Raw genomic sequence first — 21,922 nt, forward strand, 5'->3', positions numbered from 1 at the left:
AGGCGAATGGACTTTTCGCCCGAGGAGAACCCGCCATGTCCAGCATCACCGTTCTGATTCGCCAACCCCTGCTCGCCGGCTTCGGCGCCACCCTGGCGCTGGGCCTGGTGGCCTGCAGCGCCTCCAACGATGAACCCGCCACCAGCGTCGTGGTGCCCAAGGCGGCCGAGTCCCGTGCCAAGCAGGAAATGCTGCACGAGGAGGTCGATGCCAACGCCTCTTATGCTCCGCAGCCCGCAGCCGTGGCCGGTGCCCTGGAGGCGCGCAAGGCCATGCCGCAGAGCGTGCCGATGATCGCCCCGGCGGCGCCGCTGGCCGACAGCGCCGCCTTCGGCTACCAGGACGTCTACCGCGAGCAGTACCAGAAGATCGAGAGCAGCCCGGTGCAGGCCGTGGCCCAGCAACCGGTATCGACCTTCAGCATCGACGTCGACACCGGCGCCTACGCCAATGTGCGGCGCTTCCTCAACGACGGCAGCCTGCCGCCCAAGGACGCGGTGCGCCTGGAGGAGCTGGTCAACTACTTCCCCTACGCCTATCCCAAGCCCGAGGGTGACGTGCCGTTCAGCGTCGCCACCGAGCTGGCGACCACCCCATGGAACCCCGAGACCCGCCTGCTGCGCGTGGCGATCAAGGCTGCCGACCTGAGCGCCGCCGAGCTGCCGCCGGCCAACCTGGTGTTCCTGGTCGACGTGTCCGGCTCCATGGACCGCCGCGAGGGCCTGCCGATGGTGCAGAGCACGCTCAAGTTGCTGGTCGATCAGCTGCGCCCGCAGGATCGCGTGGCCCTGGTCACCTATGCCGGCAATGCCAGCGTGGTACTGGAATCCACCGCCGGCAGCGAGAAGGCCAAGATTCGCACCGCCATCGACCAGCTCACCGCCGGTGGCTCCACCGCCGGCGAGTCGGGCATCCAGCTGGCCTACCAGGAAGCGCAGAAGGGCATGCTCGAGGACGGCATCAACCGCATCCTGCTGGCCACCGACGGCGACTTCAACGTCGGCATCAGCGACTTCGAGACGCTCAAGCAACTGGCCGCCGACAAGCGCAAGACCGGTGTGTCGCTGACCACCCTCGGCTTCGGTACCGACAACTACAACGAGCAGCTGATGGAGCAGCTGGCCGATGCCGGCGACGGCAACTACGCCTACATCGACAACCTGCGCGAGGCGCGCAAGGTGCTGGTCGACCAGCTCAGCTCGACCCTGGCGGTGGTGGCCAAGGACGTGAAGATCCAGGTCGAGTTCAACCCGGCCGAGGTCAGCGAGTACCGCCTGCTGGGCTACGAGAACCGCGCGCTGAAGCGTGAGGACTTCAGCAACGACAAGGTCGACGCCGGCGAGATCGGTGCCGGGCATACCGTCACCGCCCTGTACGAAGTGGTGCCGGTGGGCGCCAAGGGCTGGCTGGAGCCGCTGCGCTATGCCCAGACCAAGGAGCAGCAAGGCAAGGCCGGCGAGATCGCCTGGCTGCGCCTGCGCTACAAGGCCCCGCAAGGTGGTGCCAGCAAGCTGGTCGAGCGCCCGATCGGCAAGGGCGAGGCGACGCCGATCGCCGAGGCCAGCGACGACCTGCGCTTCGCCGCCGCGGTGGCCGCCTTCGCCCAGCAGCTCAAGGATGCCAAGTACACCGGCAACTTCGGCCTGGCCGACAGCGCCAAGCTGGCGCGTGGGGCCAAGGGCGAGGATCCGTTCGGCCTGCGTGGCGAGTTCGTGCAGCTGGTGGAACTGGCGCAGAGCCTGCAAACTCCGCAAAACGTTCAAGTCAGGGCCGACTAATTGAACCAACCACTGAAGGACGATGACGCCGCGCTCTTGCGGCGTTATCGCAATGGCGAGGCGGCGGCGTTCACGCAACTCTATGAGCGCCACCGCCTCGGCCTGTTCCGCTTCCTGCTCGGCCTGTGCGGCGACCATGCGCTGGCCGAGGAGGTGTTCCAGGACACCTGGATGAGCCTGATCCGCAGCGCCAGCGAGCAGCGCGAGGCGGTGCTGTTCAAGACCTGGCTGTACCAGATCGCGCGCAATCGCCTGATCGACCACTGGCGCAAGAGCGGGCGCCACCAGGGAAAGCTCGATGAGTACGACGAGGCGCAGCACGCCAGCGCCGACCCCGGCCCCGGCCCCGAGCAGCAGCTGCTGCTCAGTCGCGATCAGGAACGCCTGCAGGCGGCGCTGGCCGATCTGCCCGAGGAGCAGCGCGAGGTGTTCCTGCTGCGCGCCCACGGCGATCTTGAACTTCACCAGATTGCCGAACTCACCCGTACTCCGGCGGAAACCGTGAAGAGCCGCCTGCGTTATGCGCTGAACAAGTTACGTCGGCTGCTGGCCGATCCGGCTTCGGCCGAGGAGGTATCCGCATGAGCCAACACGATCAAGATCTGCAGCAGGAGCAACAACTGCTGGAGCATTTCCGCGAGCACAGCCGCGGCGAGCCCTCCGCGGCCGTGGACGCCCTGATCCTCGCTGCCGCCCACAACGCGCTGGTCGATGCCCAGCCGCGCCTCAGCTGGTCGCAGCCCCTGCACGCCTGGCTGTTCGGCGCCGGCAGCCGCACCCGCTGGTCCATGGCCGTGGCCGGCCTGGCGGTATTCGGCATCGGCCTCAACCTGGCGCTGCATACCCGCGAGCAGCTGCCGCAGGCCTACGACGCGCCCGCACCGGCCTCCGCCCCGGCATTGCAGGAAATGGCGCCGGCACCGATAGCGGAGGCGCGCAAGCAGAGCGCCGAGCGCGAGTACAAGAAGGCCGAACAGCCAGAACAGTCCGTGGCCGGCGCCCTGGATTCGGGCGCCGCCTTCTCGGTCTCGCCACCGGCCGCCGCCGCGCCGCGGCAGATGGCCCCGGCCAAGCCATTGGCGGCGCCGTCGGTCGAAGCCATGGCCAACTCTGCCGCCGCCCCAGCCGAAGCGGATGCGGCGCGTGAGGCTCGGGCCCGTGCCAAGGCTGCTGCCCAGGCAAAGGCCAAGTCAATTGCAGCGGCGCAAGCGGCTAAGCAGCGTGCGGAGGTGCAGGGCGGCGCAGTGTTGAGCGATTCGCTAAGCGAGGATCAACTGGCCGAAACCCTGGGCCATTCCGATGTGGACGAGGCGCCGCCGCTGGAGCTGCAACTGCACAATGTGCTGAACATGCGTAAGGCCGGGCAGCACGTCGACGCCGATCGGCTGCTGGCCATGCTCAAGCAGCAGCATCCGCAGCGGGACCTGGACGCCGAGCTGAAGCGCCTGCAGGCCGAGCTGGAAAAGCCGGACAGTTCGCGCTAGCGGCGAACGCGTCCGGCTACACTGCGGCTCCTTTCACGCGCAAGGAGCCGCGCCGTGCATTCCGCCGACCCGAACCCGGACGAGCCGCTTTCCCACCTGCTGCTCAAGCTGGTCTGGGAGCTGTTCAAGCTGGTCGCGCCCATCGTGGCGCTGACCCTGATCCATCCGCTGCTGGCATTGGGAGCGGTGCTGCTGGCCGCGCTGTTCGCCTGGGCCGGGGTGCGCCTGGTCTGGCTGCGTCTGGCGCGCTTGTGCAACGGGCTGGTGACGGCGGGGGCTATCGGCTTCGGCTTTTCCATCATTCACTGGGCACCGACCTGGTGGGGCATTCCTGCGGGCATCCTGCTGCTATTCACCGGCCTGGGCCTGGCGGCGGCGCTGGAGAGGCGCCTCGGCCTGGCCAGGGTCAAGCCGCAGCCAACCGAGGCGGCGACGGTAAGCGGAATCAGCGCCTGGGGCGGTGCTGACCTGCTGACCCCGGAGGGCGAAGTGGTGCGCACCTTCGCCTGGGGCGAGATCGCCATGGGCGGGCCGACCTACGGCAACTACCTGTTCCCCGATGGCGTGCTGCTGGCGGGCATCGGTGCCTCGGCGCGCTTCTCCAGCAGCGGCCGCTACTTCGCCGCGCCGCTGCCCAGCCGCGACACCTGGGGCCTGCTGATCCTCGATCGCCAGGAGCGACGGGTCTATCGCAGCGCCGAGGTTGGCGAATTCTGGGAACTCGACGAGTTCAGCGACGAGGCCATCAGTGGTCGGCACAGCCCGCTGGTGGGCAACCAGAGCTACCGCATGGCGCTGGCCGATCTGTTGCGCCAGAGCGAGGCGGTCGACCTGATCGCGGTGGCTGATCTGTGGCTGGAACCGGCCTGGGTGCCCGTGCTGGCAGACCGGGAGTTTCCGGCGCCGGTGGGGACACATTGCCTGCGCGGTATCGCCCATCTGCCCGAGAGCCTGCGCGGCCTGGACGACCCGCTACAGCCGCTGCGCTATCCGAGCCTGCGCCTGGAAATCGATGGCAGACCCAGCGACCTGCTGCTCGCCGCCGAAGCGGCGCCGGTGTGGCGTGCCGATGGCCAGGCGCTGGTGTGCCATGCCGCCGCGCTGCAGGCGACCTCGCATTGGTCGCGGCCGCTCTGGCTGTGGCAGGCCGGCAAGGGCTGGCGGCAGCTGCCCGAGCCCTGGGTCGACGCGGACGACGAGCCCGGCCTGGCCTGGGACGGGCCGCTTGAGCTGAGCGAGCAGGAGCTGACGCTGGGCGGGCGGATGACTACGCCACAGCTCGATCATCTGCGCTTCGGCTACGCGCTGCATGACTATCACAGCGATGTGGAAGCCTGCATCGGCCATGATGCCGAGGGCCGCATCCTGGCCGGCGAGCAGTGCGGTACCGGCCTGCTCCGCGTGCTGCCGCTGGCGGGCCAGGGGCTGCGTGGCGAGGGCGCCGTGCTCGGCGAGCCCTTGCTCGGTGGCGAGCCTCCACGCTTCGAATGGCTGCGCGACGGCGTAGACGGGCGTCTGGGCGCCTACGCCTGCCATATCGGCGACTGGGTGCTGAAGGGCGAATGGCTGCTCGATCACCGGGTCTCCGATTGCGGTAGCTACCTGGCCCTGGTGGCCTTCGCCGAGGCGCCTGCCGTGCCACATCGCGTCTGCGTGGTGGATATGCAGCGGCGCCGCCTGCTGGAGTTCGCCGGGCAACCGCTGGTGGCACGCCTGCTGGATTTTCGCGCTGGCGTGCTCAGCCTTGCCCTGGTGCGTGGCCGTCTGGCTCGCGACGAGGACGACACGCCGCTGCGCCGCTTCGACCGTGCCGCGCCGGCCGCGCTGCGGGCGGCGCGTTTTATCCAGCGGGAGGAGGACTCGCGCCTCTATTACCAGCGCCTGGAGCTGCACGTAGGCGAGGAGGCGCTAGAGGCCCTGTCGAACTGGCGTGTGGTCGAGTGCCCGCAGGTGGCCAATGCCGACGGCGATTTCGTGTTGCCGGCGCCAGGAGGCGGCGATGCGGCCTGGCTGTTCGGCGCCCAGAGCGAGTATCGCGACCATTACCTGCGCGAGCGCCATCCGCGCGGTGGCGGTTGCCTGCTCACCGCTTCCGGGCTGGCGGTGGCCGATCTGGGCCCGTCGCTGATCTGGTCCGCCGATGGCCGTTACCTGGCGCTGACCCGGTATATCCCGCGCATGCAGGTGGCGGAGCGGGTCGACACCGACCAGTGGCAGCTGCTGTTGCTCGACACCCAGGAGCGCACCCTGCGCAGCACCGGCAGCCACATGGGCTGCATGCCGCAGTTCCTGCGCTTCGCGGACGGGGTGATCGAATGGCGGGTGCTGCCCAACGACTGGGAGCACGAGGATTCCGCCGCGGAATGGCAGGTGCGCCGTCTGCCGCTGAGCGAGCTGCTGCCCCTGTGCGGGACGCCGTTGCAGGCACGCGGCGCGCTCTGGCTACCGCCCGAGGAGCTGGTTCGCGCCGGCCAGTGGCAAGGGCTGGATGCCGCTGCGCTGCAGGCCTGGCGCAACATCGAGTAAATCCTTCGGCTTGCCAGAAACGGGGGGAGGGGCGAGCATTGGGGCAACAGTTTGCGAAATCTGCTGCCATGAATTTCATTCGAGTGCTGGCGCTGCCCCTGGTCCTCGGCCTGGTGGCCTGCGACGAGCCACCCAAGCCACCGGTGCCCGTACCGGAGCCACCCAAGACCGAGACCGCTCCTGCCAAGGCGCAACCCGCTGAGCCTGCCGATCCTGCGCCTGTAGTCACGAACAAACTGGTGCCGGAGAAACTGCCCGTAGCCGTGCCCAAGCCGCAGCCGGAACCTGCCGAGGCGGTGGTGCGCGCGGCTCCGCCAGACAAAGCCCCTGCCGCCGCTCGGGTTATTCCCAAGGCCGCCGAAAAGGCGGCTAACAAGCAGCCCAAGTTGGAGCCTCTGCCGGAAAAACTCGACCTGCGCCTGCCGAAGGAGCTGGTCGAGACGCTTGAACCGGCCCCCCAGGAGCAACAAGCGGAGCAGGGGTTGCTGCCGCCCCTGTTTGTCGAGAAACAGGACCAGCCGGGCCCCTACCAGATCAATGGCCGGCTGATCACCAACGACCGCGAGCACGACTACCTGGACTCGGTGGAGGGCGCGGAGCTGCAGATCGAGTTCCGCAAATAGCCCGCAGCGCCGCCTCAGGGGGCGGCGTGGGGTGCTTTGTCAGTCGACGAACAGATCGGTCATCAGTCTGCCGGACGGATCGTAGCGGTACTGCTCGAAGTCGCTCTGGCCCTGTTCGCGGAGGATTTCCTCGTCGATCAGCAGGCGGCCGCTGATCGTCCGTTCGCTGCTGGAGAGGATGGCGCAGGCGGCGTCGGCCATGATCGCCGGCAGGCGCGCGGCCTTCATCACCGCCGGTCCACCCGCCTCGAACTCGATGGCGGCAGTGGCGATCACCGTCTTCGGCCACAGCGAGTTGACGCTGATGCCGTACTTCCGGAATTCCTCGTGCATGCCCAGGGTCAGCATGCTCATGCCGTACTTGGTGGTGGTGTAGGGGCCGTAGCTGGCGAACCACTTGGGGTCGAGGTTGAGCGGCGGCGACAGGCTGAGGATGTGGCCCTTGCTCTGCTTCAGGTAGGGCAGCACGGCCTGGCTGCAGACCATCACCGCGCGGCTGTTGATCTGGTACATCAGGTCGAAGCGCTTGGGCTCCAGATGCTCGACACCCTTGAGGCGGATGGCGCCGGCGTTGTTGATCAGCGCGTCGATGCCGCCGAAGTGCGCGGCGGCCTGGGCCATGGCGGCCTTCACCGCTTCCTCGTCGCGCACGTCCAGTTGCAGGGCCAGGGCCTTGCCGCCGGCGGCCTCGACTTCCGCGGCCACGCTGTGGATGGTGCCCGGCAGCTTGGCGTGGGCCTCGGCGCTCTTGGCCGCGATCACGATATTGGCGCCCTGGGCGGCGGCCTTGAGGGCGATCTCGCGGCCAATGCCACGGCTGGCACCGGTGATAAACAGGGTCTTTCCTTGCAGCGACATGTTTGTACCTCTCCTTGATCGAGATGGGGCCTGGTATTCCCTCACCCCAGCCCTCTCCCAAGGGGAGAGGGGGCTGTCTGGTGAGGTTGGCTGTGTGCGGTGTTCAGGTCTTGCACGGATAACTCCCTCTCCCTCGGGGAGAGGGTTGAGGGCGGCCCGCGTAGGGTGAGGGCGCTCAGACTTCTTCGGCGGTGACTTCCACCAGTAGCTGGCGGCTCTTCACCTGGTCGCCCTGGCTGACCTGGACGCGGCGGATCACGCCGTCCATGCCGGCCTTGAGCGGGTGCTCCATCTTCATCGCCTCCAGCACCAGCAGCAGCTGGCCCTTGCCGACCCGCTGCCCCTCGCTGACCAGCACGTCGACAATCGCCCCATCCATCGGAGCCTTCACCGTGCCGGAGGCCGCGCCCTCGGCACCGCTGGCCGGCTCGTGGGTGACGTCGACGAGTTCCAGATTGCCGTTATGGCCATACAGCCAGACGCGCTCGCCATCCTGGTGATAGGCCAGGCGGCGGCGCACGCCGTCCAGCTCCAGGGTGGCCCAGCGACCGTCGCTAGCCAGCAGGCGCAGCTCGATGGTTTGCTCGCCGACCTGCGCGCGCAGCTGAGGTTGCTCGCCGGTCTGCAGCACCTGCAGTTCCACCGCGTGCTTGTGCTCGCCCTGCTTGAGCAAAAAGCGCCAGGGCGCGCCGCCGCTATTGCGCCAGCCGGAGAGGCCCGGCTGGTGCGCGCGGGCGGTCGCCGATGCCTGGTAGAGCAGGGCGGCGGCGCTGGCCAATTCGCTGGCGGCGGGTGTCTGCGGGCTCAGGCTCGGGTCACTGGCGAAGTGTTCGCCGATGAATGCGGTGGTGGCGTTGCCGGCGGCGAATTCCGGGTGCGCCAGCAGGTTGGCGAGGAATCGCTGGTTGCCGTTGACGCCGAGCAGCACACAGTCCTCGACGGCGCGCACCAGCTTGCGCCGGGCCTCTTCGCGGGTGGCCCCGTAGGCGATGACCTTGGCCAGCATCGGGTCGTAGAACGGGGTGATGGCCTGGCCTTCGACCAGGCCGTGGTCGATGCGGATGCCATCGCGCAGCGCCGGCTTCCAGCGCAGCACCTGGCCGGTCTGCGGCAGGAAGTTGTGCGCCGCATCCTCGGCGTACAGGCGCACTTCCATGGCGTGGCCGCTGAGGCGGATCTCATCCTGCTTGAGCGGCAGCGGCTGGCCTTCGGCGACGCGGATCTGCCAGGCCACCAGGTCCTGGCCGGTGATCAGCTCGGTGACCGGGTGCTCGACCTGCAGGCGGGTGTTCATTTCCAGGAAGTAGAAGGCGCCGCTGGCATCCAGCAGGAACTCCACGGTACCGGCGCCGACGTAGTTGACCCGCGCCGCGGCCTTCACCGCCGCCTCGCCCATGGCCTGGCGCAGCTCGGGCGTCATCACCGGGCAGGGCGCTTCCTCGACCACTTTTTGGTGGCGGCGCTGCACCGAGCAGTCGCGTTCACCCAGATACACGATTTTGCCGTGCTGGTCGCCGAATACCTGGATTTCCACGTGGCGCGGCTGGATCACCGCACGCTCGAGAATCAGCTCGCCGGAGCCGAAGGCGTTTTGCGCCTCGGAGCGCGCGGTACGGATCTGCGCGGTCAGCTCGGACGATTCATGCACCAGACGCATGCCGCGACCACCGCCACCGGCGCTGGCCTTGATCATCAGCGGGTAGCCGATGCGCTCGGCCTCACGGGCCAGGGTCTGGTCGTCCTGCTCGGCGCCTTCGTAGCCGGGGATACAAGGCACGCCGGCCTCGAGCATGGCGATCTTCGACAGACGCTTGCTGCCCATCAGGTGGATGGCTTCCACGGTCGGGCCGATAAAGACGATTCCCGCCTGTTCACAAGCGCGGGCAAAGTCGGCGTTCTCGGAGAGGAAGCCATAGCCGGGGTGGATCGCGTCGGCGCCGGTCTTCTGCGCCGCAGCGATGATGTTGTCGATCACCAGGTACGACTGGTTGACCTGGGCCGGGCCGATGCACACGGCTTCGTCGGCCAGCTGCACATGGCGGGCGCCGGCGTCGGCCTCGGAAAATACCGCCACGGTGCGGTAGCCGAGGTCCTGGGCGGTGCGCATCACCCGGCAGGCGATCTCGCCGCGGTTGGCGATCAGAATCTTGTTGAAGGCGGGCATCGTCGTGCTCCTGCTGTTGTTATTGAGCCCAGGAGGGCTTGCGCTTCTGCACAAAGGCCAGGGTGCCTTCTACGCCTTCGCTGCCCAGCACCGCTTCGGCGAACTGGCCGGCGGCGTGGTCGAGCAGGCTGTCGAGGTTTTCTGTTTCGGTGGCCAGCAGCAGGGCCTTGGTTGCCGCATTGGCGCCGGGCGCGCACTGGCGCACCTGCTGCAGGCATTCGGCGAGGCGGTCGACCACGGCCTGGTCGTCGGCTTCGCTGAAGTGCACCAGGCCCAGGCGCAGCGCCTCGGCACCGTCGAAACGGGCGGCGGTGAGGGCCAGGCGGCGGGCCTGGGTCAGGCCGATGCGCTTGACCACGAATGGCGCGATCTGCGCCGGCAGAATGCCCAGGCTGGTTTCTGGCAGGCCGAACTTGGCGCCCTGGTGGGCGATGGCGATATCGGAGACGCAGGCCAGGCCGAAGCCGCCGCCGAGCACCGCGCCTTCCAGCACGGCGACCAGTACCTGCGGCGCGGCCTGGGCCTCTTCCAGCAGGCTGCCGAACGCGCGGTTCAGCTCGCGGTAGGCGTCGCCCCCCTTGGCCCGCGCACCGGCCATGTCCTTGATGTCGCCGCCAGCGCAGAAGTGGCCGTCGGCACCGCGCAGCACCAGGGCGCGCACGACCTGGTCGCCACGCACCGCGCGCAGCACGGCGCGCAGTTCCTCGACCATCGCCAGGCTCATGGCGTTGCGGCTGTCCGGGCGGTTGAGGGTGACGTAGAGCACGCCCTCGACCTGCTCCAGCAGCAGGGTTTGGCAGTTCGGCAGTTCGGCCATGGTCGCGTCCTCAGCCCTTCTTTTTACCGGGCAGAATGCCCATCAGCTTGCAGATGATGCCGAGCATGATTTCGTCGGCGCCGCCGCCGATGGAGACCAGGCGCACATCGCGATAGGCACGGGAAACCGGGTTGTCCCACATAAAGCCCATGCCGCCCCAGTACTGCAGGCAGCTGTCGGTGACTTCGCGGCCCAGGCGGCCGGCCTTGAGCTTGGCCATGGAGGCGAGCTTGGTGACGTCCTTGCCTTTCACGTACAGCTCGGTGGCGTGGTAGACGAGGGCGCGCAGGGCCTCGATCTCGCTCTGCAGTTCGGCCATGCGGAAGTGGATGACCTGATTGTCGATCAGTGGCATGCCGAAGGTGTGGCGCTGCTTGCAGTACTCGATGGTGGAATCGACGCAGTACTCCAGTCCCTTGATCATGTTGGCCGCGCCGAACATGCGCTCTTCCTGGAACTGCAGCATCTGCATCATGAAGCCCGCGCCTTCCGCGCCGATGCGGTTGCGTTGCGGCACGCGCACGTTGTCGAAGAACACCTGGGCGGTCTCCGAGCTGCGCATGCCGAGCTTGTCCAGGTGCGGGCTCAAGGTGATGCCCGGAGTGGTCATCGGCACCACGATCAGCGACTTGTTGACATGGGGCTTGTCGTCGCTGGTGTTGGCCAGCAGACAGATAAAGTCGGCGGACGGCGAGTTCGTAATCCACATCTTGCTGCCGTTGATCACGTAGTCGTCGCCGTCCTTGCGCGCGCTGGTCTTCAGGCCGGCCACGTCGGAGCCGGCGCCGACTTCGGAGACGCCGATGCAGCCGACCATGTCGCCGGCGATGGCGGGGCGGAGGAATTCTTCGCGCAGCTCATCGGAGCCGAAGCGGGCCAGGGCCGGGGTGCACATGTCGGTCTGCACGCCGATGGCCATGGGGATGCCGCCGCAGTGGATGGTGCCGAACTCTTCGGCGGCGACCACCGAGTAGCTGTAGTCCAGGCCCATGCCGCCGAATTTCTCCGGCTTGGAAATGCCGAGGAGACCGAGGTCGCCGGCCTTCTTGAAGATCTCGTGCATGGGGAACTTGCCGGCCTTCTCCCACTCGTCGACGTGCGGGTTGATCTCGTGCTCGACGAAGTTGCGCACGGTGCGGCGAAGTTCTTCGTGTTCCTGGGTAAAGATCATTGTTGTTATCTCCCTAGAGTTACAGGCGGGCGACGCCGAAAGTGTTGGTCTTGAGCGGGCGGAGGCTGGCCTCCGCGCAGATGTCGAGCAGCAGGCCGAGCAGGGCGCGGGTGTCGCGCGGGTCGATCAGGCCGTCGTCCCACAGGCTGGCGGTGCCGTACAGCGCGGTGGACTGGCTGTCGAGCTTCTGCGCGGTGGCCATTTCCAGCATATCGAGCATCTTCGGATCGGCTGGGTTGCCTGCCTTGAGGTGTTTTTCCTCGGTGACGATGCGCAGCACCTTGCCGGCCTGTGCACCGCCCATCACGGCGGTCTTGCTGTTGGGCCAGGCGAAGATAAAGCGCGGGTCGAGGCCACGACCGCACATGGCGTAGTTGCCGGCGCCGTAGGAGCCGCCGACCACTATGGTCAGCTTCGGCACGGTGGCGTTGGCCACCGCCTGGATCATCTTCGAGCCGTGCTTGATCACGCCGAGCTGCTCGGACTCGGTGCCGACCATGAAGCCGGTGGTGTTGTGGAAGAACAGGATCGGCGTGTTGCTCTGCTCGCACAGCTGGATGAACTGGGCGGCTTTCGCCGCGCCACGCGGGGTGATCGGGCCGTTGTTGCCGATCAGGCCGCAGGGCTGGCCCTCGATCTGCAGATGGCCGCAGACGGTCTGGCTGTCGAACTCGTTCTTGAAGTCGAGGAACTCGGAGCCGTCGGCGATACGGGCGATGATCTCGCGCACGTCGTAGGGCTTCTTGGCGTCCGCCGGGACCACGCCGAGCAGCTCTTGGGCCGGGTACAGCGGCTCCTTGTAGGCGCGCTGCGGGCGCACCGGCAGTTGCGCGTTCCACGGCAGTATGCCGACGATCTCGCGGGCCAGGCGCACGCCATCGGCGTCGCTCTCGGCCAGGTACTCGGCAGTGCCGGCGACCTGGGCGTGCATCTCGGCGCCGCCCAGCTCCTCGTCGGTAGCGATCTCGCCGGTGGCGGCCTTGAGCAGGGGCGGGCCGGCGAGAAACATCTTGGCCTTGCCGCGCACCACCACCACGTAATCCGAAAGGCCCGGCTGGTAGGCGCCACCGGCGGTGCTGGAGCCGTGCACCACGGTGATCTGGGGGATGCCGGCCGCGGACAGGCGTGCCTGGTTGGCGAAGGCGCGTGCGCCCTCGACGAAGATGTCGGCGGCGTAGGTCAGGTTGGCGCCGCCGCTCTCGGCCAGGGTGACGATGGGCAGCTTGTTCTCGCTGGCCACCTGCTGCAGACGCAGGGACTTGCGCAGGCCGGTGGGGGAGATGGTGCCGCCCTTGATCGCGCTGTTGTTGGCGATCACCAGGCAGCGCACGCCGGCCACGTAGCCGATGCCGGCGATAATGCCGCCCCCTGCTTGAGTTCCATCCTTGTCGTCGTGCAGCTTGTAGCCGGCCAGGGAGCAGAGTTCGAGGAACGGGCTGCCGGGATCGAGCAGCAGGTTGAGGCGCTCGCGCGGCAGCAGCTGGCCACGCTTCTCGAACTTGGCCTTGGCTTCGGCAGCCTTGTCCAGCACCTTCTGCTCCACCTCGCGGAAGCTGGCGATGGCGGCCAACATGGCCTCGCGGTTCTGCGCGAAGCTGTCGCCGTGGACATCGAGTTCGGATTGGATCACCGGCATCGCATCACTCTCCCTGGTCTTTCAGTACATCGGGCACATAGGCGCGATGGAAGCCGTTGTAGGACTCGCTGTTTTTCGCCTTGCCCAGCGTCCAGGCACGGGTGCCCTGGCTCGCCGCGCCGTCGATGCGGATGGTGTTGCCGCTGATGAAGTTGGCGCCGGGGGAGAGCAGGAAGACGATGGCCGCGGCCACCTCCGACTCGGTGCCGATGCGCTGCAGCGGCACGTGGTCCTTGAGTGAGCGGATCATGTTCTTCATCGACTCGGGATAGGTATCCATGCCGCTGGAGGCGATCCAGCCCGGCGCCACGGCGTTGACCCGCACGCCGGCGTGGCCCCACTCGTAGGCGGCGGTCTTGGTGAAGTTCTCCATACCGGCCCGCGCCGCCCCCGAATGGCCCATGCCGGGCATGCCGCCCCACATGTCGGCGAGCATGTTGACGATGCTGCCACCGGTCTTGCTCATGCTCTGGCTGAACACTTCACGGGCGATCAGGAAGCCGCCGACCAGATTGGTGCGCACCACCGTCTCGAAACCTTTCTGGTTGATCGACACGAGCGGCGCGGGGAACTGGCCGCCGGCGTTGTTGACCAGGTGGTGGATCGGCCCGCGCTCGGCGATCACCGCCTTGACCATGGCCTTGACCGCTTCTTCCTCGCGGATATCGCACACGGCAAAGCTGGCGCTGCCGCCGTCCTCGGCGATCTCGCCGGCGGTCTTTTCCAGCTTCTCCAGCTTGCGCCCGACCAGCACCACATGGGCGCCCAGGTGCGCCAGTTCATGGGCCACGCAGCGACCGATGCCACTGCCGCCGCCGGTGACCAGGATGGTCTGGCCGGCGAACAGGCCGGGTTTGAAGACTGAGTCGTATGCCATTGTTATTGTCCTTGTTACAGGCTGTCAGCCAGTGCGCGCGGCACCGGAATCGGGAATTCCAGCAACTGCTGGGCAAAGGCCTTGCCCTGCGGGTCGATGCGCAGGCTGGCCACGCCGCCGCCGCCCAGGGCGTTCTCCAGCAGGAAGTTGAGGCTGTGGCTGCCAGGCAGGTACCAGCGCTCGACGCGGCCGATCTGCGGGTCGAGCACATGGCTCATCCAGTCCACCACCGCCTCCTTGCCCAGCGCCTCGGCGATCCACGGCAGGTACTCGGGCTGGCGCGCCATCACGCCGATATTGCTGTGGTTGCCCTTGTCGCCGGAGCGGGCCACGGCCAGCTTGATCAGCGGCACGCTGGCGTCGGCCTCGCCGCTGGGCGCGGGTACGTCCGCCTCGACGGCAATGCTGGCCGGGTCGAAGGCGTCGAGCTGGGGCAGGGTGACCGCGCTGCGCTCGCCGTTGATTTCCACGGCCAGGGCGCAGGCGCTCTTGTCCACCAGGAAGCTGAACAGGCGAATCACCGGGTACACGGTGGGGCGCCCGCCGACGATGCCGGTCAGGCCCGGCGCCATGCCGGTGGCCGCCTGGGCGATCTCGCGCGAGAACAGGATCAGCGCCTCCTTCTTCGCATGACGCACGCCGAGCTTGATCACCACTTCGCGGGTGTCCTGCCTTTGGCCGCGAGGTCCATAGGTGGCCTCGGCGCCGAGCAGCTCGATGTTGACTTCGCGATAGGGCCCCCAGCCGCGCTCGGCGAAGATTTCCTCGGTCTTTTTGATGATCGCCTGGCTGACCCGCTCGGCCTTGGCTACGGCGTCGATGCCGGCGATCAGGCAGCTGGCGGTGCAGCGGAAGCCGTCCGGGTGGGTGGCGCTGACCTTGTACTGGTCGGTCGGTGCCAGGCCGCGGGCGCCTTGCAGTTCGACGCGGTTGGCGCCGACCTGCTTGAGTTCGACCCGGGTGAAGTCGCAGATCACGTCCGGCAGCAGGTAGGCGCGTGGATCGCCGATCTCGTAGAGCATCTGCTCGCCGACCGAGAGCACGCTGATCAGGCCGCCGGTGCCTTCGGGCTTGGTCACCACGAAGCTGGCATCGTCACGGACTTCGATGACCGGGAAGCCGATATGTTCGTAGTCCGGCACGTCGCGCCAGTCGGTGAAGTTGCCGCCGGTGCACTGGGCGCCGCATTCGATGATATGGCCGGCCAGCGCCGCTTGCGCGAGCTTGTCGTAGTCGTTCCAGGCCCAGCCGAATTCATGCACCAGAGCGGCGCTGACCACGGCGCTGTCGACCACACGGCCGGTGATGACGATATCGGCGCCGGCCTGCAGCGCGGCGACTATCCCTGGCGCGCCCAGGTAGGCGTTGACCGACACGCACATGGGCGGCAGCGCGGCCCCGCTGAACATCTCCACGGTACCGGCCTTGGCCAGCTCGCCGAGCTTGGGCTGCAGGTTGTCGCCATGCAGCACGGTGATCTTCAGCTGCACGCCGGCCTTGTCGCAGGCGGCGGCCAGGGCGGCGGCGCAGGCGGCCGGGTTGACCCCGCCGGCATTGCTGATCACGCGGATTTTCTTCTGTGCGATCTCGCCGAGCAGCGGGGTGAGCACTTCGACGAAGTCGGTGGCGTAGCCTTCGTCCGGCTTCTTCATGCGTGCGCCGGCCATGATCGACATGGTGATCTCGGCCAGGTAGTCGAATACCAGGTAATCCAGCTCGGTACCGTGCACCAGTTGGGCGGCGGCGGTGGAGGTGTCACCCCAGAACGCGGAGGCGCAGCCGATGCGGATGGTCTTGCTCATGACGAAGCTCTCGCGGCAGCGAAGAAGATGAAACGAACACTACCAAGCAAGCGCTTGGTTGAAAAGTCTTTTGGCAACTTTTATCCGAGCGCTTGCTTGGTCACCTGCCAGGCCCTAAATTCGCCAGCTTGCGTACAATGCGCGACGCAGTGAGTTTCCACGTGGGGATGCAATGAGCCTGGACGAACAGAAAGCCCGAAAAGTGATGCAGGAGCTGGTGGCCCGCGCCGAGCTGACCGACCCGGAAAGCGCCCGCGGCAAGCTGCTGCAGACCGCCGCCCACCTGTTTCGCAGCAAGGGCTACGAGCGCACCACGGTGCGCGATCTGGCGGGGGCCGTGGGCATCCAGTCCGGCAGCATCTTCCACCACTTCAAGAGCAAGGACGAAATCCTCCGCGCGGTGATGGAGGAAACCATCGTCTACAACACCGCGCTGATGCGTGCCGCCCTGGCCGAAGCGTCGGATACGCGGGAGCGGGTGCTGGGCCTGATCCGCTGCGAGTTGCAGTCGATCATGGGCGGTACCGGCGAGGCCATGGGCGTGCTGGTCTACGAATGGCGCTCGCTGTCCGAGGAGAGCCAGGCGTATATCCTCAGCCTGCGCGATACCTACGAGCAGATCTGGCTCGACGTGCTCAGCGATGCCCGCGATGCCGGCTACTTCAATGCCGATCCGTTCGTGCTGCGCCGTTTCCTCACCGGTGCGCTGAGCTGGACCACCACCTGGTTCCGCCCGGACGGCAAGATCACCTTGGACCAGTTGGCCGAAGAAGCGCTGGCCCTGGTCTTCAAGAAAACCTGACTAATAGGCTAAGCTGCTAGCAGCACTGGCTCACGGCCAGTCGCGGCTACAGGGACGAGCCGGACACCTGGCTTTCACCCTCCGAGGTAACCGCGTTGCCCGTGCTTCTCCGCTTGCTGCTGATCACTGTGGTTTTCTGCGCATTCCCGGCAGGCGCCGAGCAGCGCGTGCGTGTCGGTGCCTACCACTTCCCGCCCTATATCGTGAAACCGGAGAGCGCCGCGCCCGAGGGCCTGGTGCCCGAGCTGTTGGCCGCGCTGAACGGCGCGCAGAGCGACTACCGCTTCGACCTGGTGCCGACCTCGGTGACCCGTCGCTACCGTGACTTCACCCACGCGCGCTACGACCTGATCCTGTTCGAGTCGCCGGACTGGGGCTGGCAGGACATTCCCCTGGACAAGCTCGATCTGCAGATCGCCGATGCCGAGGTCTACGTGGCGCGCAATCAGCACGGCCGCGACCAGCGCTTCTTCGAAAGCCTGGGCGACAAGCGCATGGCCCTGTACAACGGCTATCACTACGGTTTCGCCGGCTACAACGCCGACCAGGACTACCTGACCCGCCAGTTCAATGCGGTGCTCACCTATTCCCACGACAGCAACCTGCTGATGCTGCTGCATGACCGGGTGGATATCAGCGTGGTGACTCGTTCCTACCTGCGCATCTACCAGCGCGAGCATCCGCAGGAAAGGCAGCAGCTGCTGGTGTCCGAACGTACCGATCAGGTCTACCACCACCATGCCTTGTTGCGCCCCCAGGGGCCTATCGATGCGGCGCGCCTGGAGAGCCTGCTCGGCCAGCTGCAGCGCAGCGGCAAGCTCGGCGAGCTGCTGCAGCGCTATCACGTGACGGCGGCGACAGAGGCCGGCAGCGAGCGCGCCGACCCGATGCCACGCTGAGCCCGCGGGCAGCGGATCTTTCTCCATTTACGCGGTGGAGGCCCTGGGCTAGTCTTCGCTCAGCTCGGTTGTCTATGAGGTCAATATGTATCGGCGTCGACAGGGATTGCCTGGCGCTTTGCTGGTGTTGGCAGCGCTGTTCAGCACAGGCGTCGGTGCGGCGGACGAGGTATTGATCGCCGCAGTACATTTTCCACCCTATGTGATCAAGCCCGAGTCGAATCCGCACAACGGTCTGCTTGGCGAGCTGGTCGACGCCCTCAATAAAGCGCAGAGCGAACATCGCTTTGCCCTGCGCGCCACCTCGCTCAATCGCCGCTTCGACGACTTCCGTCAGGCGCGCATCCATGTCGCCATCTTCGAGAACCCGGACTGGAACTGGCAGGGCATTTCCGGCATCCGTATCGACATGGGGCTGGAAGACGCCGAGGTACTGGTGGCGCGCGCCGAGCCGGGGCGCGACCAGCGCTACTTCGACAAACTGATGGGCAAGCGCATGGCGCTGTTCAACGGCTATCACTATGGTTTCGCCGGCTTCAACAACGATCCCAAGTGGCTGGAGCAGAACTTCAACGCGGTGCTCACCTACTCCCACGAGAGCAACCTCAAGCTGGTGCTGCGCGGGCGTGCCGACGTGGCGCCGATCACCCGCTCCTGGCTCGGGGCACGCATGCGCGAACAGCCGCAGCTGCAGCAGCAGTTGCTGATCTCCGACTGGGAAGATCAGCGCTACCGCCACTACGCGATCCTCAGCCCGCAGGCGCCGATCAGCGCCGAGGACTTCCGCACGACCATGCAGCTGCTGCGCGACAACGGCCAGCTGCAGCGCATCTTCGCGCCCTACGGGATAGACGTCAGGCCGAACGTAGCGGGTAACTCAACAACAGCACATGCGACAGATTGACCGCGGCATGCAGCGCCACGGCCGGCCATAACCGGCCGCTGCAGTGGAAGACCAGGCCATAACCCAGGCCGGCCAGCACTGCGACCAAGGCGAACAGCGGACTGAACGGCAGGTGCGCGGCGCCGAACAGCAGGGCGGTGGCGATCAGCCCAGCGACAGTGCCCAGGCGTGCCACCAGCGCCGGTTGCAGCCAGGCGCGAAACAGCAGCTCCTCCGCCAGCACCGCCACTCCTAGGTTCACCGCTAGCCACAGCCAGAGCTGTTGCGGCCATTTCGGCTGCCAGCCGACCAGCCCTAGCGCCAGTGCAGCCAGCGGTACGGCTAGCAGCGTGATCAGCCCGGCCAGCGCCGCCAGTCGGCGGTGGATAGTTGGTCGGGACGGCTGGCCCAGCCACCAGGCCAGCAAGGTCAAACCCAGCAGCAGCTTGTCCCAGGACAGGCGCAGGGCATAGGGCGGGGCATCGTCGCTGAGCTGGCGCGGTGACCACAGCAGTGTCGGCTGGAAGCCGGGCAGCAGGTGGGCGGCCAGGGCGATGCCGCCGAGCAATCCGCCACTCCACCACAGCCAGCGTGGCAGCCGTCGTTCGCCAAACAGCACCCAGGCGATAAAGGCGGCGCTCAGCGCCAGGCCCGACGGCTCGATGAAGCCCAGGGCCAGGCCCATGCCGAGCGCGAGCATGGGCAGGAGCAAACACAGGTGCAGCGGCATGCAACGTCCTTGTCGGCAGGAATCAGCGGTCCTGGGCGTCCTTGGCATCCATTTCCGCGTTGCGTTCGTGAATGCGCTTGAGCTGTTCCTCGGTCAGCGGCAGCTTGCGCGCGCTGTCGCGCAACAGCAGCAGACTACCCAGAATGGAGCCGAGGGCCAGGATGATGATCAGCCAGGCGTACCAGGGCATGAGCTTCTCCTTGTGGTTGAAGGCTCCACCATAGCCCCGGCTGTCACACGGCGGCAACCTGGCGCTGCTTGAATGCAGGGCACGTGCGGCTGCGTTGCGGCCCGGAAAGGTGCATGGCAGAGCCGTCGCTGCGTCTCGCCAGTTCAGCGCGATCGGCTATGGCGATAGACGAATTCGAACTTTGGCGCGCGAGAGCGACGGGCCTAAGCTCGCCTGGCCTGACTCATTCATGAAGAGGTAACCACCATGGAAATCATCGTGACCGAGGCCGCCAACCGCGGCTGGATCGTCAAGCTGGGTACGTGCGATGTGCCTTTTCGCTCCCGCGCGGATGCCGGCCTGTTCGTCGAACGTCTGCAGGAGCGCCTGCACGCGCCGCATGATCTGCCGCTCGCGCAGAGTCATACGCCTGTCACACAAGAGGCGCAGCATCATTCCTAATTCAGGTGCTGCTTTCCGACTACTTTCCCCGCCGCGATCTCGCGGCTTCTTTTTGCCTGCGATTTGGCTTATGGAGTTTCTAGAGTAGTTGCTCTAGATTCGCCGCAACACACGCAGGAGAAAAACCATGGTCGATGCCGTGCAGTTCGCCGATGGTAAGTTCCATTGCCCGGTCACCCTCTATTGCGCCGATCCCGCGGCCGCGCACACCCTGGTGGTGCTGCCGGCGCTGGGCGTTACCGCGCGCAAGTACGAGGGCCTGGCCCAGCGCCTGGTGGCGACCGGGTACAACGTGCTGGTGGCCGACTGGCCGGGGCAGGGCGAAAGCCAGCCGCGGCCCAATCGGCGTTTCGACTACGGCTACCGGCAGCTGGTGGAAGAGTTTCTGCCCAAGCTGATCGTCCTAGCCCGGCGCCATTTCCCCCAGGCCGCGCCGGTGCTGCTCGGGCATAGCCTGGGTGGCCACATCGCCACGCTCTACGCCGCGGCCCATCCGGACAGCCCGGTGCCGGTGGTGGGCGTGGCCTGCGGCAACATCCACTATCGCCACTGGAGCGGCCTGGGCAAGCTGCTCACGCCCAGCGTGGCGCTGCTGTTCGGCCTGATCGTCAATGTGCTCGGCTATCTGCCGGGGCGGCGCCTGGGCTTCGGCGGTCACGAGGCGCGCTCGCTGATGCAGGACTGGGGCTGGGTGGCCTTCAGTGGCCACTATCGCCACCTGGGCCTGCCGCTGGCGCCGGCGCCGCGCAGCCGGGTGGCATCGCTGTATATCCAGATGGAGGGCGACCAGTTCGCCCCGCCGGCCTCCACCCTGGGCCTGGCCGAGCTGATCCAGGCACAGCCGCATATCGAGCAGCTGGCGTCGCCGCGCCCGCCGCAAGAGAACCCGCACAGCGCCTGGCTGAAGGCGCCGCAGAGTGTGGTCGACTGTGTCGACGGCTGGCTGCGGCGCTTGCAGGGCTTCAGTGCGGAATCAGCAGAAGCAGGGTAACGGCCAGTAGCACCAGCATGGTCAGCGCGTGGCTGGCCTGGCGTAACAGCAGGATGCGGGTGAACAGACCGGTGCAGTACAGCAGGCGCAGCATGATGAAGGCGAAGCCGAGGGCGGCGGTCAGCGGCCCGCCGATCTGCCCGGTCGCCTCGCCCAGGTAGAGCAGAACGATGAACAGCACCGACTGCTCCAGGCTGTTGCCGTGGGCGCGCACGGCCTTGATCAGGTCGGGCTTGCCGCCGTCGCCGAAGGCCACCTGATGGCGCATGCGCAGGCGCGAGATATTGAGCGACAGGCCGATCAGCAGCAGTGCCAGGATGGCGGCGATATAGACGCTGTAGAGCATGGTGGTTCCCCTTGTTGTCGTTGTACCGCCAGCCTAGGCCCTGCCGCACCGCTGGAGAAGGGGTAGAAACGACAAAGCCCGGCATCGGCCGGGCTCGTCGGGTTGCGCGGCTCAGGCCGCGGGACGTTGCTGGCGCTGGTAGAGGAATTCCAGCACCGCGGTGCGGTACTCGTGATAGCGAGCGTCGTTGGCCAGGGCCAGGCGGTCGCGCGGGCGCTGCAGCTCGACCTGGACGATATCGCCGATGGTCGCCGCCGGGCCGTTGGTCATCATCACGATGCGATCCGACAGCAGCACCGCCTCGTCCACGTCGTGGGTCACCATCACCACGGTGCTGTGGGTCTGGCCGACGATGCGCAGCAGCTCGTCCTGCAGGTGCGCGCGGGTCAGGGCGTCCAGCGCGCCGAAGGGCTCGTCCATCAGCAGCACCTTGGGCTCCATGGCCAGGGCGCGGGCGATGCCGACGCGCTGCTTCATGCCGCCGGAGATCTCGTTGGGGTGCTTGTGGCTGGCATGGTCGAGGCCGACCATGTGCAGCGCCGCGCTGGTGCGTTCCTTGAGCTGGGCCTTGCTCTCCTTGGCGCCGAACACCCGCTCCACGGCCAGGTGGACGTTGCCGAAGCAGGTCATCCAGGGCAGCAGGCTGTGGTTCTGGAACACCACGGCGCGCTCCGGGCCGGGGCCGTCTATCTCGCGGCCGTTGCAGATCAGCCCACCCTCGCTGGCCTCCAGCAGGCCGGCGATCAGGTTGAGCACGGTGGACTTGCCGCAGCCGGAGTGGCCGATCAGCGAGACGAATTCGCCCTTGGCGATGCTCAGGTTGACGTCGGCCAGGGCCTGGAAGCGGCCCTTCTTGGTATCGAAGTGTTTGCTGACGCCGGTCAGCTCGACGAACTTGTCCATG

General features: G+C 67.1%; 21 protein-coding genes. 10 read left to right on the forward strand and 11 right to left on the reverse strand.

Features of this window, described 5'->3' with window-relative positions:
* The first annotated feature begins 35 nt into the window (after positions 1-35).
* The 5 genes from FFS62_RS09535 (at position 36) to FFS62_RS09555 (ending at position 6,411) form a co-directional block, all read left to right on the forward strand.
* Entirely contained in the window at positions 36-1,778 is a 1,743-nt protein-coding gene (locus FFS62_RS09535; protein ID WP_137972587.1) for a VWA domain-containing protein, read from the forward strand.
* The gene (locus FFS62_RS09540) at positions 1,779-2,363 is read left to right on the forward strand and encodes an RNA polymerase sigma factor (RefSeq protein ID WP_137972588.1); all 585 of its coding nucleotides are present in this window, start codon (positions 1,779-1,781) and stop codon (positions 2,361-2,363) included.
* Complete coding sequence (locus FFS62_RS09545) at positions 2,360-3,262, forward strand: hypothetical protein (protein ID WP_137972589.1); 903 nt, start codon at positions 2,360-2,362, stop codon at positions 3,260-3,262. Before FFS62_RS09540 ends, FFS62_RS09545 begins: the two co-directional genes overlap by 4 nt.
* A 54-nt stretch (positions 3,263-3,316) precedes the next feature.
* Positions 3,317-5,788, forward strand: a complete 2,472-nt coding sequence (locus FFS62_RS09550) for a hypothetical protein (RefSeq protein ID WP_137972590.1) — start codon at positions 3,317-3,319, stop codon at positions 5,786-5,788.
* Between the two features lie 68 nt (positions 5,789-5,856).
* Positions 5,857-6,411, forward strand: coding sequence for a hypothetical protein (locus FFS62_RS09555; protein ID WP_137972591.1), 555 nt, complete (start codon positions 5,857-5,859; stop codon positions 6,409-6,411).
* A gap of 39 nt (positions 6,412-6,450) precedes the next feature.
* Here FFS62_RS09555 and FFS62_RS09560 read toward each other — a convergent pair whose 3' ends face one another.
* From FFS62_RS09560 to FFS62_RS09590, 7 genes are all read right to left on the reverse strand, one after another.
* The gene (locus FFS62_RS09560) at positions 6,451-7,269 is read right to left on the reverse strand and encodes an NAD(P)-dependent oxidoreductase (protein ID WP_137972592.1); all 819 of its coding nucleotides are present in this window, start codon (positions 7,267-7,269) and stop codon (positions 6,451-6,453) included.
* A gap of 175 nt (positions 7,270-7,444) precedes the next feature.
* Positions 7,445-9,433, reverse strand: coding sequence for a geranyl-CoA carboxylase subunit apha (gene atuF, locus FFS62_RS09565; protein ID WP_137972593.1), 1,989 nt, complete (start codon positions 9,431-9,433; stop codon positions 7,445-7,447).
* 19 nt (positions 9,434-9,452) lie between these two features.
* Positions 9,453-10,250, reverse strand: coding sequence for an isohexenylglutaconyl-CoA hydratase (gene atuE / locus FFS62_RS09570; RefSeq protein WP_137972594.1), 798 nt, complete (start codon positions 10,248-10,250; stop codon positions 9,453-9,455).
* A gap of 10 nt (positions 10,251-10,260) precedes the next feature.
* A complete protein-coding gene (gene atuD, locus FFS62_RS09575) occupies positions 10,261-11,421 on the reverse strand; it encodes a citronellyl-CoA dehydrogenase (RefSeq protein ID WP_137972595.1) in 1,161 nt (386 codons plus the stop codon).
* 19 nt (positions 11,422-11,440) lie between these two features.
* Positions 11,441-13,057 carry a geranyl-CoA carboxylase subunit beta gene (atuC, locus tag FFS62_RS09580; RefSeq protein ID WP_137972596.1) on the reverse strand — a complete coding sequence of 539 codons (1,617 nt, stop codon included), beginning with the start codon at positions 13,055-13,057 and terminating at the stop codon, positions 11,441-11,443.
* 4 nt (positions 13,058-13,061) lie between these two features.
* Positions 13,062-13,934, reverse strand: coding sequence for an SDR family oxidoreductase (locus FFS62_RS09585; protein WP_137972597.1), 873 nt, complete (start codon positions 13,932-13,934; stop codon positions 13,062-13,064).
* Positions 13,935-13,948: 14 nt separating this feature from the next.
* On the reverse strand, positions 13,949-15,736 hold the full coding sequence (locus FFS62_RS09590; RefSeq protein WP_137972598.1) for an acyclic terpene utilization AtuA family protein: 1,788 nt from the start codon (positions 15,734-15,736) through the stop codon (positions 13,949-13,951).
* Between the two features lie 178 nt (positions 15,737-15,914).
* On the opposite strand from FFS62_RS09590, the gene FFS62_RS09595 reads away from it, so the two are divergent.
* The 3 genes from FFS62_RS09595 (at position 15,915) to FFS62_RS09605 (ending at position 18,341) form a co-directional block, all read left to right on the forward strand.
* A complete protein-coding gene (locus FFS62_RS09595; protein WP_218569291.1) occupies positions 15,915-16,538 on the forward strand; it encodes a TetR/AcrR family transcriptional regulator in 624 nt (207 codons plus the stop codon).
* Positions 16,539-16,633: 95 nt separating this feature from the next.
* The gene (locus tag FFS62_RS09600) at positions 16,634-17,437 is read left to right on the forward strand and encodes a substrate-binding periplasmic protein (protein WP_371920114.1); all 804 of its coding nucleotides are present in this window, start codon (positions 16,634-16,636) and stop codon (positions 17,435-17,437) included.
* Between the two features lie 85 nt (positions 17,438-17,522).
* Entirely contained in the window at positions 17,523-18,341 is an 819-nt protein-coding gene (locus FFS62_RS09605; RefSeq protein ID WP_256662185.1) for a phosphate/phosphite/phosphonate ABC transporter substrate-binding protein, read from the forward strand.
* Here the strand turns inward: FFS62_RS09605 and FFS62_RS09610 are convergent.
* Positions 18,292-19,050, reverse strand: a complete 759-nt coding sequence (locus tag FFS62_RS09610) for a CPBP family intramembrane glutamic endopeptidase (RefSeq protein ID WP_137972599.1) — start codon at positions 19,048-19,050, stop codon at positions 18,292-18,294. The genes FFS62_RS09605 and FFS62_RS09610 overlap by 50 nt on opposite strands.
* A gap of 22 nt (positions 19,051-19,072) precedes the next feature.
* Positions 19,073-19,240 carry a DUF2897 family protein gene (locus FFS62_RS09615; RefSeq protein WP_137972600.1) on the reverse strand — a complete coding sequence of 56 codons (168 nt, stop codon included), beginning with the start codon at positions 19,238-19,240 and terminating at the stop codon, positions 19,073-19,075.
* 246 nt (positions 19,241-19,486) lie between these two features.
* On the opposite strand from FFS62_RS09615, the gene FFS62_RS09620 reads away from it, so the two are divergent.
* Together FFS62_RS09620 and FFS62_RS09625 are read left to right on the forward strand one after the other, a co-directional pair.
* Entirely contained in the window at positions 19,487-19,681 is a 195-nt protein-coding gene (locus tag FFS62_RS09620; protein WP_137972601.1) for a hypothetical protein, read from the forward strand.
* Between the two features lie 127 nt (positions 19,682-19,808).
* Complete coding sequence (locus FFS62_RS09625; RefSeq protein WP_137972602.1) at positions 19,809-20,672, forward strand: alpha/beta fold hydrolase; 864 nt, start codon at positions 19,809-19,811, stop codon at positions 20,670-20,672.
* Here the strand turns inward: FFS62_RS09625 and FFS62_RS09630 are convergent.
* Complete coding sequence (locus FFS62_RS09630) at positions 20,644-21,018, reverse strand: MAPEG family protein (RefSeq protein WP_137972603.1); 375 nt, start codon at positions 21,016-21,018, stop codon at positions 20,644-20,646. The genes FFS62_RS09625 and FFS62_RS09630 overlap by 29 nt on opposite strands.
* 111 nt (positions 21,019-21,129) lie before the next feature.
* Entirely contained in the window at positions 21,130-21,921 is a 792-nt protein-coding gene (locus FFS62_RS09635) for an ABC transporter ATP-binding protein (RefSeq protein ID WP_137972604.1), read from the reverse strand.
* Between the last annotated feature and the right edge of the window lies 1 nt (position 21,922).

Source organism: Pseudomonas sp. F(2018), from assembly GCF_005508865.1.
In the GTDB taxonomy this organism is placed as follows: domain Bacteria; phylum Pseudomonadota; class Gammaproteobacteria; order Pseudomonadales; family Pseudomonadaceae; genus Aquipseudomonas.